At 61.3% G+C, this 17,755-nt stretch carries 4 protein-coding genes and 1 pseudogene; 3 read left to right on the plus strand and 2 right to left on the minus strand.

Annotation, left to right across the window (positions count from 1 at the left end; translation table 11 throughout):
- Positions 1 to 15: 15 nt before the first annotated feature.
- Positions 16 to 4,031, minus strand: a pseudogene (locus tag PSH84_RS28920) (immunoglobulin-like domain-containing protein).
- Entirely contained in the window at positions 4,028 to 12,415 is an 8,388-nt protein-coding gene (locus PSH84_RS05630) for a retention module-containing protein (protein WP_439800554.1), read from the minus strand. The pseudogene PSH84_RS28920 and the gene PSH84_RS05630 overlap by 4 nt, the downstream one beginning before the upstream one ends.
- Before the next feature lie 358 nt (positions 12,416 to 12,773).
- Between PSH84_RS05630 and PSH84_RS05635 the strand changes: the two genes are divergently transcribed.
- From PSH84_RS05635 to PSH84_RS05645, 3 genes are read left to right on the plus strand one after another with little or no spacing between them, the layout of a single operon-like run.
- Complete coding sequence (locus PSH84_RS05635; protein ID WP_122565123.1) at positions 12,774 to 14,123, plus strand: TolC family outer membrane protein; 1,350 nt, start codon at positions 12,774 to 12,776, stop codon at positions 14,121 to 14,123.
- Positions 14,124 to 14,159: 36 nt separating this feature from the next.
- Positions 14,160 to 16,316 (plus strand): type I secretion system permease/ATPase, encoded by a 2,157-nt coding sequence (locus PSH84_RS05640; RefSeq protein ID WP_122565366.1) that lies wholly within the window; start codon positions 14,160 to 14,162, stop codon positions 16,314 to 16,316.
- On the plus strand, positions 16,306 to 17,673 hold the full coding sequence (locus PSH84_RS05645) for an HlyD family type I secretion periplasmic adaptor subunit (RefSeq protein ID WP_109751853.1): 1,368 nt from the start codon (positions 16,306 to 16,308) through the stop codon (positions 17,671 to 17,673). The genes PSH84_RS05640 and PSH84_RS05645 overlap by 11 nt, the downstream gene beginning before the upstream one ends.
- Positions 17,674 to 17,755 lie beyond the last annotated feature (82 nt).

Genomic DNA, 17,755 nt, shown 5'->3' on the forward strand with positions numbered 1-17,755 from the left:
GGTTTTGTGTCAGGTTCAGCTGTTGTTGTGATCGACCTTGATGGTCGGGTCACTGCCGGCGATCAACGAGTTCAGATTCACGTTCGACCAGTTGTTGCCTTCGAGCTTGATCGTCACGTCCGGCGCCGCTGCGGCACCGTTGGCCCCATTGAACTGGCCGGTGGTGCTGACCTGCAGCGACGACACGCCATCGACCGTGCTGATTTTCAGGAAGTGGTCGATGGTGCTGCCGCTTTCACCCTGCAACAGGTCCCGCAGGTCGATCCGGTCGCCTTCGCTGGCCTTGAAGTCCTTGATCACGTCGGTGCCGGTGTCGCCGGACTTCCAGACAAAGGTATCGCCCCCCAGGCCGCCGATCAGGGTGTCATTGCCCTGGCCGCCGATCAGTGTGTCGTTACCCGTGCCACCCAGCAGGACGTCATTACCCTTGCCACCGTTGAGCGTGTCGTTGCCGCCCTGGCCGAAAATGATGTCGTTGCCGGCACCGCCCAGCAGGGTGTCGTTGCCATCGTGGGCACCGGACACATCGAACGCGGTGTAGTGCTCGGTGATGTACTGGTGCACGTTGCTGGTGGTGACCTTGCTGACGTCCACGCCGCTCTGTTGGGCGACGAAGGCCTGGATGGCCTGGTAGCCCTCGCCGGCAATGCCGTTGAAGCTAACCAGGTCGCCGAACAGGATGTCGTTGCCTGCACCGCCGTTGACCGTATCGGCACCCGGCAGGGTCGCTTCGGTGTGGCCGATGATGGGGTTGGCCAGGTTGCTCGGGTCGATGTTGGTTTGTGGCTTGCCATCGGAGTCGTAGGGGGCGAGATCGGACAGGGTGACGCCGTTGTTCAGGCCGATGGCTTCAACGTTGCTCAGACCTTTGAGCAGGGTGAAGCTGGCCGTTGAGCCGTCTGCTGCCGAGGAGTCGCCCCACCAGCCGCCGGCCTGATTGGAGAACTCGAACGTGCCATTGCCCTCGGCATGCACTGTGCCGACGTAGTTTTCATTCCAATTCTTGCCGTTCTTGATCGACAGGAACATGTCCCCATTTTCTTCGATGATGAATTTGTGTGTGCTGTCGATCGTCTGGGTGTAGTACTTGCCAACGGTGTAGTTGGCCGCGCTCAGGACGTCGTCGAGCTTGACGGTGCCGTACAACACTGGGTTCGTCTCTTCGCCGGACTGGTAGCGTGTTGGCTCACCGTCGGTGATGAAATACGTCAGGTTCTTCGCGCCGGTATTGCTCAGGGCCTGGGGTGCTGTTGAAGAAGTTTGCGGTGGTCTTGAACACGTCTTCATAGTTGGTATTGCCGCCGGACACCATCGAGTCGAGCACGCTCTTGAGCAGTGTCAGCGCGTTCGGATCGTTGAGGTTGACCGCAACGTTCTTGTTTACCTGGTTATCGAAGTCCGCCAGGAAAATGTTCACAGTCCCTGAGTTACTGCCCAGGCTCTGCTTGAGGGTGTTGAACACTTGGGTCAAGGAGTTCTTAGCGGCGGTGACAGACGACGAACTCATGCTGCCCGAGCTGTCGACCATGAAGGCGATGTTGTAGTTGACCCCTGGCACCACGGTCAGCCCGCCGATGTCGGCGACCACGATGTCGTTGCCGTCGGTGCCGGTGACGTTGTCGCTGCCAGACGTGGCGGTGACTGCGTTGTACGTGGCCGGATACACCGTGACAGGAATCTGCGCCGTGCTGACCGCCGAGCCGCCGAGGGCCCTCGGTAGACGTCGAGGTCACGGTCAGGTTGAACTGGCCGTGGTAGTAGGTCGGAGGGGTCAGGGTCAGGCTGCCCAGGTTCCAGCCGGTAACAGAGGCTTCGCCGTTGCTGCCCACGGTCGCGGTATGGCCGGCGCCGTCGCTCAGTACGCTGCCTTCCGGGATGCCGCCGATCTTCACGCTTAGGCTTTCGGAGCCGTCGGTGTCGGTCAGGGCGGTGGTGATTTTCGACAGGTGCACGCTGGTGCCTTCGGCGCCCTCGTTGAGCTTGTAACCGTCGTAGTAGCCTTCACCGTTGGTGCCGTGCAGGTCGGAGACGGTCACGCCCGCGTTCGCCAGGTCGGCCACGCCGGTGTACAGCGGCACGCCGGCACTGCTCAGGTCCACAGGCGTGCTGCCGTTGACCGACAGGTTCACGTCGTAGCTGCCCGGGCCAGTCTGGTTGTGGTGGTAGATGTCCAGGGTGTAGTAGCCGCTGGTGGTCGGCGTGAACGAACCGTTCAACTGGCCGCCCGCACCCCACGTGGTTGCCGCGGCGGTCTTGCCGCCGATGGTGACCAGCAGGCTGTCATCGCCTATGCCGCTGAAGGTGTAGGTCTTGCCGGCTTCGAGGAAGATCAGGCCCGAGGTTTTCGACGCGGTGCCCGGGTTGACGTTGCTGTCGGACTGCACGTTGGTCACGTTGGTGCTGCTGTTCGGCGTGCCGGCGGCATCGATCACCGACTTGAGCGTGCCGGACGGCGCGCCGCTGCCATCGGTGCCCAGGCCCGACAGGCCGGTCCAGACTTCCTTGATCAGCCCGGTGGAGGTGACGTTGTTGCCGGCCACGTTGAGGCTCGGTGCGTCGGCGACTGGCGTGATGTCGATCTTCACGGTGCTGGTATTGCCCAGCGCCTGGCCATCGGTTGGCTGGAAGCTGATTTGCGCGTAATCGGCCTTTTGATTGCCCACGCCGGCCGGGTTGCCGTTGGCGCCGGACTCGTTGGCATCAGGGGTAAAGCGCAGTTTGCCAGCGTCGATGTCAGCCTTGCTGAAGGTCTGGTTGTTGGCCACATCCTTCCAGGTTGCGCCGTCCAGGTACTGCAACTTGCCGTCACTCGGCAGCCCGGTGATTTTCACACCCTGGCTGGAAGCGGCGCTGTCCACATCGCTGATACCGAACGTCGACCAGCCGAGGACCAGCGAAGTGTCTTCGGTACCGGTCACCGCGCCACCGGTGGCCACCGGCGCATCGTTGACCCCGACCACGTTCACGGTGGTGGTCGCTGTGTTCGAGTAGTTGCTGCCGTCGGTCACCGTCACGGTGATGATGCGCGGCACGGTGCTCGGGTCTTCGCTGTTGTTGATGAAGCTGATGTTCTTGATCTGCTGCATGTAGTCGGCCAGCGTCGCATTGCCCGTCAGCGTCAGGACGACCTTGCCGTCGGTGCTGTTGGCGTTGATGCTGATGCCATTGACGCTGTTGCCCAGGTTCAGCGCATCGCCAGGCTGACGGTTGGTCAGCACGATGGTGGCGCCGGTCAGCATCGTGCTGTCCGGGTCGGTGATTTTCAGGTCGGTGTCGCCGATGGACACGCCGGGGCCGGCGGTGCCTTCGGTGAAGGTCACCTGGTAGTCGGCACCAGCTTTGCCGCTGGAGTTGTTGGCGTCCAGGTCGAGGACCGGCGGCGCATCGTTGTCGATGATCGAGGTGCTGACGCTACCGTTGGTGCCGCTGACGGCCAGGTGCTCGAAGTTGCCACCGGTGGCCGAATCGATCTTGACCACGAAGTTTTCGGTGCCTTCGGTGATCTTGTCGTCCAGCGTCGCCACGTTGAAGGTCGCGCTGGTGGCGTTAGCCGGGATCTTCACGGTGTAGACACCGGTGAAGTCCGTGCCGTCGGCGGCGGTGCCGCTGTAGACGATCTTGAGCGTCACCTCGGTTTGTGCCGGGTTCGTCAGGCTGACGGTGTACGTAGCCGCCTGGCCTTCGGTGACCGATGTGCTGCCGGTGATGCTGACGGTGGTGTTGTCGACAGTGTCGCCCACGGTCGTCGACGCGCCGGTCTTATCGATACCGATGGCTTCGAGGTTGCCGCCGGAGGCCGATTTGATCGTCTCGGTGATGGACGGTGCACCGGTGTAGACATCGTTGCCGACGGCTACGTCCAACACGCCTGAGCTTGCCCCGGCGGCGATGGTGATGGTTTTGCCGCTGTCGAGGGTGACGGTGACTGGACCGTTTTGTGCGGTGACGGGTTTGCCGTCGGGACCGGTCAGGGTGGCGGTGTAGGTGATGGTGCCGTTTTCGTTCACGGTCGGTGTAGCGGTCAACGTCACGGTGGTGGTGTCGTTGACGTCGCTGACGATGGTGCTGACTGGCGCGGTGTTTGGAGCAATGGCTTCAAGGTTGCCGCGGATGCACCTTTGATCGACTCGGTGACGGTGGTCGGACCTTGATACACATCGTTGCCAACAGCCACGTCCAACACGCCCGAACTTGCGCCCGCAGCGATGGTGATGGTTTTACCGCTTTCCAACGTCACGGTCACAGGACCGTTTTGTGCGGTGACGGGTTTGCCGTCGGGACCGGTCAGGGTGGCGGTGTAGGTGATGGTGCCGTTTTCGTTCACGGTCGGTGTAGCGGTCAACGTCACGGTGGTGGTGTCGTTGACGTCGCTGACGATGGTGCTGACTGGCGCGGTGTTTGGAGCAATGGCTTCAAGGTTGCCGCCGGATGCACCTTTGATCGACTCGGTGACGGTGGTCGGACCTTGATACACATCGTTGCCAACAGCCACGTCCAACACGCCCGAACTTGCGCCCGCAGCGATGGTGATGGTTTTACCGCTTTCCAACGTCACGGTCACAGGACCGTTTTGTGCGGTGACGGGTTTGCCGTCGGGACCGGTCAGGGTGGCGGTGTAGGTGATGGTGCCGTTTTCGTTCACGGTCGGTGTAGCGGTCAACGTCACGGTGGTGGTGTCGTTGACGTCGCTGACGATGGTGCTGACTGGCGCGGTGTTTGGAGCAATGGCTTCAAGGTTGCCGCCGGATGCACCTTTGATCGACTCGGTGACGGTGGTCGGACCTTGATAGACGTCATTACCAACCGCTACGTCCAGCACGCCCGAGCTTGCACCCGCTGCGATGGTAATGGTCTTGCCGCTTTCCAGCGTGACGGTCACCGGACCGTTCTGCGCGGTGACAGGCTTGCCGTCGGCACCGGTCAGGGTGGCGGTGTAAGTGATGGTGCCGTTTTCGTTCACGGTCGGATTGGCGGTCAATGTCACCGTGGTGGTGTCGTTGACGTCGCTGACGATGGTGCTGACTGGCGCGGTGTTTGGCGCAATGGCTTCCAGGTTGCCGCCGGATGCATCTTTGATCGACTCAGTAACCGTCGTTGGGCCTTGGTAAACGTCGTTGCCGACGGCTACGTCCAACACGCCCGAGCTTGCGCCGGCGGCGATGGTGATGGTTTTGCCGCTTTCCAGGGTAACCGTGACTGGACCATTTTGCGCAATGACGGGTTTGCCGTCGGCACCGGTCAGGGTGGCGGTGTAAGTAATGGTGCCGTTTTCATTTACGGTCGGCGTAGCGGTCAATGTCACCGTGGTGGTGTCGTTGACATCGCTGACGACGGTGCTGACCGGAGCGGTGTTAGGAGCGATAGCTTCGAGGTTGCCGCCGGATGCATCTTTGATCGACTCGGTGACGGTAGTTGGACCTTGGTAAACGTCGTTGCCGACGGCTACATCCAACACGCCCGAGCTTGCACCCGCAGCGATGGTGATGGTCTTGCCGCTGTCCAACGTCACGGTCACCGGACCGTTTTGCGCAATGACGGGTTTGCCGTCGGCACCGGTCAGGGTGGCGGTGTAAGTAATGGTGCCGTTTTCATTTACGGTCGGCGTAGCGGTCAACGTCACGGTGGTGGTGTCGTTGACGTCGCTGACGATGGTGCTGATTGGCGCGGTGTTTGGCGCGATGGCCTCCAGGTTACCGCCCGATGCCGAGGCAATCGACTCGGTAACGGTGGTTGGGCCTTGGTACACGTCGTTGCCAACCGCGACATCGAGCACGCCCGAGCTGGCACCTGCTGCGATAGTGATGGTCTTGCCGCTTTCCAACGTGACGGTCACCGGACCGTTTTGCGCGGTGACAGGCTTGCCGTCGGCACCGGTCAAGGTCGCGGTGTAGGTGATGGTGCCGTTTTCGTTCACGGTCGGCGTGGCGGTCAACGTCACGGTGGTGGTGTCGTTGACATCGCTAACCACGGTGCTGACTGGCGCTGTGTTTGGAGCAATGGCTTCCAGATTGCCGCCGGATGCATCTTTGATCGACTCAGTAACCGTCGTTGGACCTTGGTACACATCGTTGCCAACAGCCACGTCCAACACGCCCGAACTTGCGCCGGCGGCGATGGTGATCGTTTTGCCGCTTTCCAACGTGACGGTGACCGGACCGTTCTGCGCAGTGACAGGCTTGCCGTCGGCACCGGTCAGGGTGGCGGTGTAAGTGATGGTGCCGTTTTCATTCACGGTCGGCGTAGCGGTCAACGTCACGGTGGTGGTGTCGTTGACATCACTGACGATTGTGCTGACCGGAGCGGTGTTCGGCGCGATGGCTTCGAGGTTGCCACCGGATGCATCTTTGATCGACTCAGTAACCGTCGTTGGACCTTGGTACACATCGTTGCCGACGGCTACGTCGAGCACGCCCGAGCTTGCACCCGCGGCGATGGTGATGGTCTTGCCGCTTTCCAACGTGACGGTCACCGGACCGTTCTGCGCAGTGACAGGCTTGCCGTCGGCATCGGTCAGGGTGGCGGTGTAGGTGATGGTGCCGTTTTCATTCACGGTTGGTGTCGCGGTCAATGTCACCGTGGTGGTGTCGTTGACATCGCTAACGATGGTGCTGACCGGAGCGGTGTTCGGCGCGATGGCTTCGAGATTGCCGCCAGTCGCTTCTTTAATCGATTCGGTAACGGTGGTCGGGCCTTTGTACACATCGTTGCCAACAGCCACGTCCAACACGCCCGAACTTGCGCCGGCGGCGATGGTGATCGTTTTGCCGCTTTCCAACGTGACGGTGACCGGACCGTTCTGCGCGGTGACAGGCTTGCCGTCGGCATCGGTCAGCGTGGCAGTGTAGGTGATCGTGCCGTTTTCATTCACGGTCGGCGTGGCGGTCAACGTCACGGTGGTGGTGTCGTTGACGTCGCTAACCACGGTGCTGACTGGCGCTGTGTTTGGAGCAATGGCTTCCAGATTGCCGCCGGATGCACCTTTGATCGACTCAGTTACCGTCGTTGGACCTTGGTAAACATCGTTACCAACAGCGACATCGAGCACGCCCGAGCTTGTGCCGGCAGCGATGGTGATTGTTTTGCCGCTGTCGAGGGTGACGGTGACTGGACCTTTTTGTGCGGTGACGGGTTTGCCGTCGGGACCTGTCAGGGTCGCGGTGTAGGTGATCGTGCCGTTTTCGTTCACCGTCGGTGTCGCGGTCAATGTCACGGTGGTGGTGTCGTTGACGTCGCTGACGATGGTGCTGACTGGCGCAGTATTTGGAGCAATGGCTTCAAGGTTGCCACCGGATGCACCTTTGATCGACTCGGTGACGGTGGTCGGACCTTGATACACATCGTTGCCAACAGCCACGTCCAACACGCCCGAACTTGCGCCCGCAGCGATGGTGATGGTTTTACCGCTTTCCAACGTCACGGTCACAGGACCGTTTTGCGCGGTGACGGGTTTGCCGTCGGGACCGGTCAGGGTGGCGGTGTAGGTGATGGTGCCGTTTTCGTTCACGGTCGGTGTAGCGGTCAACGTCACGGTGGTTGTGTCGTTGACGTCGCTGACGATGGTGCTGACTGGCGCGGTGTTTGGCGCAATGGCTTCCAGGTTGCCGCCGGATGCATCTTTGATCGACTCGGTGACGGTGGTCGGGCCTTGGTACACGTCGTTGCCAATGGCCACGTCCAACACGCCGGAACTTGCGCCAGCGGCGATGGTGATGGTTTTGCCGCTTTCCAGGGTAACGGTGACTGGACCATTTTGCGCAATGACGGGTTTGCCGTCGGCACCGGTCAGGGTGGCGGTGTAAGTAATGGTGCCGTTTTCGTTCACGGTCGGCGTAGCGGTCAACGTTACGGTGGTGGTGTCGTTGATGTCGCTGACGATAGTGCTGACGGGAGCGGTGTTTGGCGCGATGGCTTCGAGGTTGCCGCCAGTCGCTTCTTTGATCGACTCAGTGACTGTCGTTGGGCCTTGATACACATCGTTGCCGACCGCTACGTCCAACACGCCCGAGCTGGCGCCGGCAGCGATGGTGATGGTTTTGCCGCTGTCGAGGGTGACGGTGACTGGACCGTTTTGTGCGGTGACGGGTTTGCCGTCGGCACCGGTCAGGGTGGCGGTGTAGGTGATGGTGCCGTTTTCGTTCACGGTCGCCGTAGCGGTCAACGTCACCGTGGTGGTGTCGTTGACATCGCTAACGATGGTGCTGACCGGAGTGGTGTTTGGCGCGATTGCTTCCAGGTTGCCGCCGGATGCATCTTTGATCGACTCGGTAACGGTGGTCGGGCCTTGGTACACGTCGTTGCCGACGGCTACATCCAACACGCCCGAGCTTGCACCCGCAGCGATGGTGATGGTCTTGCCGCTGTCCAACGTCACGGTCACCGGACCGTTTTGCGCAATGACGGGTTTGCCGTCGGCACCGGTCAGGGTGGCGGTGTAAGTAATGGTGCCGTTTTCATTTACGGTCGGCGTAGCGGTCAACGTCACGGTGGTGGTGTCGTTGACGTCGCTGACGATGGTGCTGACCGGAGCGGTGTTAGGAGCGATAGCTTCGAGGTTGCCGCCAGTGGCGGTACTGATGCTTTCGGTGACGGTGGTCGGACCTTGGTACACGTCGTTGCCGACGGCTACGTCGAGTACGCCCGAGCTTGCGCCAGCGGCGATGGTGATGGTTTTGCCGCTGTCCAGGGTAACCGTGACTGGACCATTTTGCGCAATGACGGGTTTGCCGTCGGCATCGGTCAGGGTTGCGGTGTAGGTAATGGTGCCGTTTTCATTCACGGTCGGATTGGCGGTCAATGTCACCGTGGTGGTGTCGTTGACGTCGCTGACGATAGTGCTGACGGGAGCGGTGTTAGGAGCGATAGCTTCGAGGTTGCCACCGGATGCATCTTTGATCGACTCGGTGACGGTGGTCGGACCTTGATACACGTCGTTGCCGACCGCTACGTCCAACACGCCCGAGCTTGCACCCGCAGCGATGGTGATGGTTTTGCCGCTGTCCAACGTCACGGTCACCGGACCGTTTTGCGCAATGACGGGTTTGCCGTCGGCACCGGTCAGGGTCGCGGTGTAGGTAATGGTGCCGTTTTCATTCACGGTCGGCGTGGCGGTCAGCGTTACCGTGGTGGTGTCGTTGACGTCGCTAACGATGGTGCTAACCGGCGCGGTGTTAGGAGCGATGGCTTCGAGGTTGCCACCCGATGCGGAAGCAATCGACTCAGTAACTGTCGTTGGGCCTTGGTAAACGTCGTTGCCGACAGCCACATCCAGCACACCCGAGCTCGCGCCCGCAGCGATGGTGATGGTTTTACCGCTGTCCAATGTCACGGTCACAGGACCGTTTTGCGCGGTGACCGGGTTGCCATTGGCGTCGGTCAGGGTCGCGGTGTAAGTAATGGTGCCGTTTTCATTCACGGTCGGCGTAGCGGTCAACGTCACGGTGGTGGTGTCGTTGACGTCGCTGACGATGGTGCTGACCGGAGCGGTGTTAGGAGCGATAGCTTCGAGGTTGCCGCCAGTGGCGGTACTGATGCTTTCGGTGACGGTGGTCGGACCTTGGTACACGTCGTTGCCGACGGCTACGTCGAGTACGCCCGAGCTTGCGCCAGCGGCGATGGTGATGGTTTTGCCGCTGTCCAGGGTAACCGTGACTGGACCATTTTGCGCAATGACGGGTTTGCCGTCGGCATCGGTCAGGGTTGCGGTGTAGGTAATGGTGCCGTTTTCATTCACGGTCGGATTGGCGGTCAATGTCACCGTGGTGGTGTCGTTGACTCGCTGACGATAGTGCTGACGGGAGCGGTGTAGGAGCGATAGCTTCGAGGTGCCACCGGATGCATCTTTGATCGACTCGGTGACGGTGGTCGGACCTTGATACACGTCGTTGCCGACCGCTACGTCCAACACGCCCGAGCTTGCACCCGCAGCGATGGTGATGGTTTTGCCGCTGTCCAACGTCACGGTCACCGGACCGTTTTGCGCAATGACGGGTTTGCCGTCGGCACCGGTCAGGGTCGCGGTGTAGGTAATGGTGCCGTTTTCATTCACGGTCGGCGTGGCGGTCAGCGTTACCGTGGTGGTGTCGTTGACGTCGCTAACGATGGTGCTAACCGGCGCGGTGTTAGGAGCGATGGCTTCGAGGTTGCCACCCGATGCGGAAGCAATCGACTCAGTAACTGTCGTTGGGCCTTGGTAAACGTCGTTGCCGACGGCTACGTCGAGCACGCCCGAGCTTGCGCCAGCGGCGATGGTGATGGTCTTGCCGCTTTCCAACGTCACGGTCACAGGACCGTTTTGCGCGGTGACCGGGTTGCCATTGGCGTCGGTCAGGGTCGCGGTGTAAGTAATGGTGCCGTTTTCATTCACGGTCGGCGTAGCAGTCAATGTCACGGTAGTGGTGTCTACCGAATCAGTAATCGTAGTGACCGCAGGCGCAGTGCTCGGCACCAGGTTCTCGAAGTTGCCGCCGGTTGCACCGGTAATCGTGGTGCTGACCGTGCTGCCGTTGTTGTAGACGTCATTAGCCGGGGTATCGACGTTAACGGTGCCGGTCGTCTGGCCAGCAGCAATGGTGATGACCGAGCCGTTGCTCAAGGTCACGGTCACCGGAGTCTGAGCCGGGTTGGTCAGTGTCGCGGTGTAGGTGATCTGGCCGCCTTCGGTGATGGTTTCGCTGGCGCTCAGTGTCAGGCCGGTGGTGTCGGCCGAATCGGTAATCGTAGTAACGGCAGGTGCAGTGCTCGGCACCAGGTTCTCAAAGTTGCCACCTGTTGCACCGGTAATGGTGGTGCTGACCGTACTGCCGTTGTTGTAGACGTCATTCGCCGGCGTCTCGACGTTAACAGTGCCGGTCGTCTGGCCAGCAGCAATGGTGATGACCGAGCCGTTGCTCAAGGTCACGGTCACCGGAGTCTGAGCCGGGTTGGTCAGAGTGGCGGTGTAGGTAATCTGGCCGCCTTCGGTGATGGTGTTGCTGGCAGTCAAAGTCAGGCCAGTGGTATCCGCCGAATCAGTAATCGTGGTGACCGCAGGCGTAGTGCTCGGCACCAGGTTTTCAAAGTTGCCACCCGTCGCACCGGTAATGGTGGTGCTGACAGTGCTGCCATTGTTGTAGACGTCATTGGCCGGAGTATCGACGTTGACGATGCCAGTGGTCTGGCCAGCAGCGATGGTAATGACCGAGCCGTTGCTCAAGGTCACCGTCACCGGAGTCTGGGCCGGGTTGGTCAGAGTGGCGGTGTAGGTAATCTGGCCGCCTTCGGTGATGGTGTTGCTGGCAGTCAAAGTCAGGCCAGTGGTATCCGCCGAATCAGTAATCGTGGTGACCGCAGGCGCAGTGCTCGGCACCAGGTTTTCAAAGTTGCCACCCGTCGCACCGGTAATGGTGGTGCTGACAGTGCTGCCATTGTTGTAGACGTCATTGGCCGGAGTATCGACGTTGACGGTGCCCGTGGTCTGGCCAGCAGCAATGGTAATGACCGAGCCATTGCTCAAGGTCACGGTCACCGGAGTCTGAGCCGGGTTGGTCAGTGTCGCGGTGTAGGTAATCTGGCCGCCTTCGGTGACGGTATTGCCCGCGCTCAGGGTGACGGTGGTGGTGTCGACGGTGTCGGTGATCTGGGTCACGGCCGGCGTGGTGGGTACGGTCACGGCGATGCCGGTACCGCCGGTGGTGCCAGTGACGGTCACACTGATCTGGCTTGGGTCGTTGTAGACCGTGTCATTCGGTGCGAGTGGAACGTTGACGCTGCCGGTCAGCTGACCCGCCGGGATCACGATGACCGCGCCGTTGGACAAGGTTACGGTCAGGTTGGTCTGCGGAGCCTGGGTGACCGTCGCGGTGTACACCAGCACGCCACCGGCCTCGGTCAGGGTCGGCGTGGCGCTCAGGGTCATCGTCGCATTGAGCACGGCGTTGGCGGTCGTATCCGTGGTATCGCCACCCAGGATGTTGTCATCAGTGGCGGCCGCCGCCGCGAGGCCTTCGGTTGGGAAACCGACGGTAGGGTCGACGCTGCCGGCGGTGGCATCCAGCACCACAAAGCTGTGACCGCCACCGGCGGCACCACCCGTACCCGCGGCAGTGGCGCCGGCGGCGGTGGCTTCCAGGGCGGTCGTCGGGTCGACGCCAGCGGCGATGGCTTGTTGCAGCTCTTCTACCGACGGCGCGGCCTGGGCAGTGGCTTGGGCCAGGTCGGTGGACGAGTCCGGGGCATTGGCGCTCCACTGGGTGTCGCGACCCAGGTCCAGGGTGCGGCCATCGGCCAGTTCCAATGTGACGGCGCCGGCAGGGCCGGTGTCCAACTGGTCGCCTACGTTCAGGCGATCACCTTCAATGAGTACGCGCCGGATGCCCTCTGGGGATACGACGAAAACCTGACCAACAATGCTTTTGACAACGGCAATAACACTGCTCATTGAAGACTCTCCGGGTGCCACGCTCAGTAGACTTCCATGGACCCGGCGGCTTGTAGGCAGCAGCGGTCTGGACGTTTATGTTCACAAAGTAAGGTTATTTGACGCTTTTTGATGTCAATATTTTGGCTGCGTTTTTCCGAATATTTTGTTTGTGCCAAACTATTGACCTTCTGCCGGCCATCCTAAACAATCGCCGCCGTAATGTCACATTGATATTTAAGCGGCGACCTGTTCTTTCAGTGCGTGTTCCAGCTCCTGTTTTGAACTTTCCGACATACGGTCATTCCGGTTGCCATCATCCGATGCAGCGCCACGTTTCGCTGTGATTCAAGACAAGAGTTCTGGGAATAATCCAACCATGCGTTCGCACCTGCTCAAGGCTTTACCCTTCGCCCTCGCCGCTAGCTTCGTACAAGCACAAACCTTGCCGCAGGCCATGCAGCAGGCTTTGGATGTCCACCCTGAAATCCAGGCCGGTGTGAACAGCCGTCTCGCGGCGGATTACCAACTCAAGGCGGCCAAGGGCGGCTACCTGCCTAGAGTGGACCTTGCAGCCGGGTATGGTCGTGAAGGCACCGACAGCGTCACCACCCGGTCGGGCGGCAATAACCATTGGGAAACCCTGAACCGCAGCGAGTCGAGCCTGCGCCTGTCGCAAATGGTGTTTGACGGTTTTGCGACGTCCAGCGAAGTCGGGCGTCAACAAGCCACCGTCAATGCCCGTGCCTACTCGTTGCTGGACGCTTCCGAGCGCACCGGGTTGACGGTGGCCCAGGTCTATCTGGACGTGTTGACCCGTCGCGAGTTCGTGCGCCTGGCCGAGGAAAACCTCAAGAGCCACGAGCGCATCTTCGACCAGATCAAGCTGCGCACCTCCCGTGGCGTGGGCAGCGGCGCCGACCTGGACCAGGCCGAAGCGCGCATGGCCCAGGCCCGCAACAACCTGATCACCGAGCAAACCAACCTGGCCGATGCCGAGACCAACTACCTCAGTGCCGTCGGCCAACTGCCTGATCAACTGGAGCGTCCAGCCGATTTTCTGGCACTGCTGCCAGCCAACCTGACCGAAGCCCGCGCCCAGATGCTGGAAAACAGCCCGGTGCTGCGTTCGGCCGAAGCCGACATCGCCGCCGCCGAGCAACAGTACGAAGCCGCCAAGTCGAGCTTCTACCCACGCTTCGACGCCGAGTTGGGTCGCACCGCCGACAACGACCTGGACGGCCAGAACGGCCACAACAATGAATGGCAGGCCATGCTGCGCATGCGTTTCAACCTGTATGCCGGTGGCAGCAACAAGGCCGACCTGGAATCCAAGTCGTACCTGTCCAACCAGGCCCTGGACATCCGTAACAACGCGCTGCGCCAGTTGAACGAAGAACTGGGCCTGGCCTGGAACGCCTTGAACAACGCCAACGCCCAGGTGCCGGTAGCCCAGCAATACGTGGATCGCAGCGCCAACGTGCGCACCGCCTACCAGAAGCAGTTCAGCCTCGGCGAGCGAACCCTGCTCGACTTGCTCGACAGCGAAAACGAGCTGTTCAGCGCCTCCCGTCGCCTGGCGGAAATCAAGAATGTGCAGCTGTTCACCCAGTACCGGATCAAGGCAACCATGGGCCAGCTGTTGAAAAGCCAGGGTGTGGTCGCGCCGTTGGCATCGGTTGTGCAGAACGACGTGAAACCCAAGGTCCAGTTGCCTGGGATGAATTGAGTCTTCAACCTGTTTTAATCAGTCAGAGTGCCGAGCGTGGAATCAGAAGTCAGTCCAGTCGAACTAGTTCATGACCCGCGCACGCTGCACGACGACCCGTTGCTGGACGGTTTGCTGGCGCTTTGCATGCTGCATCAGAAGCCGGCCAGCGCGGCGATGCTCACCACCGGCCTGCCGCTGCCCAAGCAACGACTGAGCGTCGAATTATTGTCGCGCGCGGCGGCCCGTGCCGGTCTGCAAGGCCGGGTGCTGCAACGCAAGCTCGAGCAGATTCCGACCATCGCCATGCCGGCGCTGTTGTTGCTCAAGGACGGCCGCAGCGCCGTGCTGCTGGGCTGGGTCGGTGACGACCAGGCGCGACTGCTGCTCAGCGAAAGCGACGGCGGTGAGGTGACCATCAGCCGCGAACTGCTGGCCGATGATTACAGCGGCAAGGTGTTCTTCGCCCAACCGCAGCATAAATTTGACGTTAACCACGGCACGCTCATTCCCCGGGCGCGTTCGTGGTTTCGCGACACCCTCAAACGGTCCCGCTGGCTGTACGCCGATGCCATCGCCGCTAGCCTGCTGATCAACATCATCGCCATGGCCGCGCCCCTGTTCGTGATGAACGTCTACGACCGCGTGGTGCCGAACCAGGCCGAATCGACCCTGTGGGTGCTGGCTGTCGGTATCACTGGCGCCTATGTGTTCGACCTGATCCTCAAGATGCTGCGCAGCCTGTGTCTGGACCTGGCGGGCAAGAAAACCGACCTGATCATTTCGGCGACGCTGTTCGAGCGCATCGTCGGCATGTCCATGAAGTATCGCCCGGCGCGGGTCGGCAGCTTTGCCCAGAACATCCATGAGTTCCAGAGCCTGCGGGACTTCCTCGCCTCGCTGACCCTCACCAGCCTGATCGACTTGCCGTTCACCCTGCTGATCTTCATGGTCATCGCGATTATCGGCGGGCACCTGGTGTGGATTCCGGTGCTGGCGTTCCCGATTGCCCTGCTGATCGGCTATGCCTTGCAGAAGCCGTTGGTAGCGACAATGGAGCGCACCATGGCCCTGGGCGCCGAGCGGCAGTCCAGCCTGATCGAGACCCTGGCCGGCCTGGATGCAGTGAAGGTCAACAATGCCGAGAGCGAGCGTCAATACCAGTGGGAACAGACCATCGGCACCCTCAGCCGTCTCGAACTGCGGGTGAAGATGCTGTCCGGGCTGGCGATGAACATCACCTTGTTGATCCAGCAATTGGCCGGGGTGATCATGATCGTCTTCGGCGTTTACCTGATCATCGCCGGCAACCTGAGCATGGGTGGGCTGGTGGCCTGCTACATGCTCAGCGGCCGCGCCCTCAGCCCGTTGGCGTCGCTGTCGGGCCTGCTGACCCGCTATCAGCAGGCGCGGGTGACGATGACCTCGGTCGACCAGATGATGGAACTGCCCCAGGAGCGCAATTTCGACGAGCGTCCGCTGAGCCGCAAGGTATTGCAGGGCGCCGTTGAATGCCGTCAGTTGAACTTCACCTACCCGAACCAGCAGAACGCTGCCCTGAAGAACATCAACCTGGTGATCAAGCCGGGCGAGAAAATCGGCATCATCGGCCGCAGCGGCTCGGGCAAGAGCTCGTTGGCCAAATTGCTGGTGGGCCTGTATCAGCCGGATGACGGCGCCTTGCTGGTGGACGGCGTGGACATCCGCCAGATCGACGTCAGCGAGCTGCGCTACAACATTGGCTACGTGCCCCAGGACATCCAGTTGCTGGCCGGCACCCTGCGGGACAACCTGACCTCCGGCGCCCGTTACGTCGAAGACGAACTGGTGCTCCAGGCCGCGGAACTGGCGGGTGTGCATGAATTCGCCCGCCTGCATCCGCAAGGCTATGAACTGCAAGTCGGCGAGCGCGGGCAGAACCTGTCCGGTGGCCAGCGCCAGAACGTCGCCCTGGCCCGCGCGCTGTTGCTCAACCCGCCCATCCTGCTGCTGGACGAACCCACCAGCGCCATGGACAACACCGGTGAAGAACGCCTGAAACAGCGCCTGGCCGCCGTGGTGGAAAACAAGACCGTGCTGTTGGTGACGCACCGGGCCTCCTTGCTGTCGCTGGTGGACCGCCTGCTGGTGATCGACCGTGGACAGATCCTCGCCGATGGCCCGAAAGCCGCTGTCATGGAAGCGTTGAAGAAGGGGCAGATCAGTGTTGCTTAAGTCAGGTTTAAAGGGCGCGGTGGGCCGCTATTTCAAAGGTTCCGACTCGCTGCACGGCCAACCGCTGCCCGAGGTCAACAAAGCCCTGATCGAGGACGCTCCGCGGGTGGTGCGGTTGACGATCTGGGGCATCATCGGCTTCTTTGTGTTTCTGGTGCTGTGGGCCAACTTCGCCGAGATCGACGAAGTGACCAAGGGCGACGGCAAGGCGATCCCATCGTCCAAGATCCAGAAGATCCAGAACCTGGAAGGCGGCATCGTCGCTGAGCTGTTCGTCAAGGAAGGGCAGATTGTCGACGCCGGCGCGTCGCTGATTCGCCTGGATGACACGCGGTTTGTCTCCAACGTCGGCGAGACCGAGGCTGATCGGCTGTCCATGTTGTTACGGGTCGAGCGCCTGAGTGCCGAGGTCGATGACCGCCCGCTGAACTTCCCGGCCGATGTACTCAAGGCTGTGCCGGGCCAGGCCGCCAGCGAAGAGTCGCTGTACATCAGCCGCCGCCAGCAGTTGCACGATGAAATCGGTGGCTTGCAGGAGCAGTTGATCCAGCGTCAGCAGGAACTGCGCGAGTTCGTCTCCAAGCAGGCGCAGTATCGCTCCGGCCTGGCGCTGCAACGCCAGGAAATCAATATGTCCGAGCCGTTGGTGGCTCAGGGCGCGGTATCGCCCGTGGAAGTGCTGCGGCTCAAGCGCGCCGAGGTCGAGACCCGTGGGCAACTGGACGCCACGACGCTGGCGATCCCTCGCGCCGAATCGGCGATCAAGGAAGTGCAGCGCAAGATCGACGAGACCCGCGGCAAGTTCCGCAGCGAAGCCCTGACCCAACTCAACGAAGCACGCACCGACCTGAACAAGGCCCAGGCCACCGGCAAAGCCCTGGAAGATAGGGTGAGCCGGACCCTGGTGACGTCGCCGGTGCGTGGCATCGTCAACAAATTGCTGGTGAACACCATCGGCGGGGTGATTCAGCCCGGCAGCGACCTGGTGGAAATCGTGCCGCTGGACGACACCATCCTGGTGGAAGCGAAAATCCGGCCCCAGGACATCGCCTTCCTGCACCCCGGCCAGGACGCCACGGTGAAATTCACCGCCTACGACTACACCATCTACGGCGGGATGAAAGCCAAGCTGGAACAAATCGGTGCCGACACCATCACCGATGAAGACAAGAAAACCACCTACTACATCATCAAGCTGCGCACCGAACGCAGCCACCTGGGCACGCCTGAAAAGCCCTTGCTGATCATCCCGGGGATGGTGGCGTCGGTGGACATCATCACCGGCAAGAAAACCGTGCTCAGCTACCTGCTCAAGCCCATCATCAAGGCCCGGTCCGAGGCGTTGCACGAGCGCTAGGCACACAGGACCGTGGCTTGCCGCTTTTGTGGCGAGGGAGCTTGCTCCCGCTGGGGCGCGCAGCGGCCCCAAAAAACAGTGA

Origin of the sequence: Pseudomonas beijingensis, assembly GCF_030687295.1 — a bacterium.
Lineage (GTDB): Bacteria > Pseudomonadota > Gammaproteobacteria > Pseudomonadales > Pseudomonadaceae > Aquipseudomonas > Aquipseudomonas beijingensis.

What these genes read in the sequence shown, in the direction of transcription:
- PSH84_RS05630 (WP_439800554.1), bottom strand. Translation starts at nt 12,415, where the DNA reads ATGAGCAGTGTTATTGCCGTTGTCAAAAGCATTGTTGGTCAGGTTTTC.
- PSH84_RS05635 (WP_122565123.1), top strand. Translation starts at nt 12,774, where the DNA reads ATGCGTTCGCACCTGCTCAAGGCTTTACCCTTCGCCCTCGCCGCTAGC.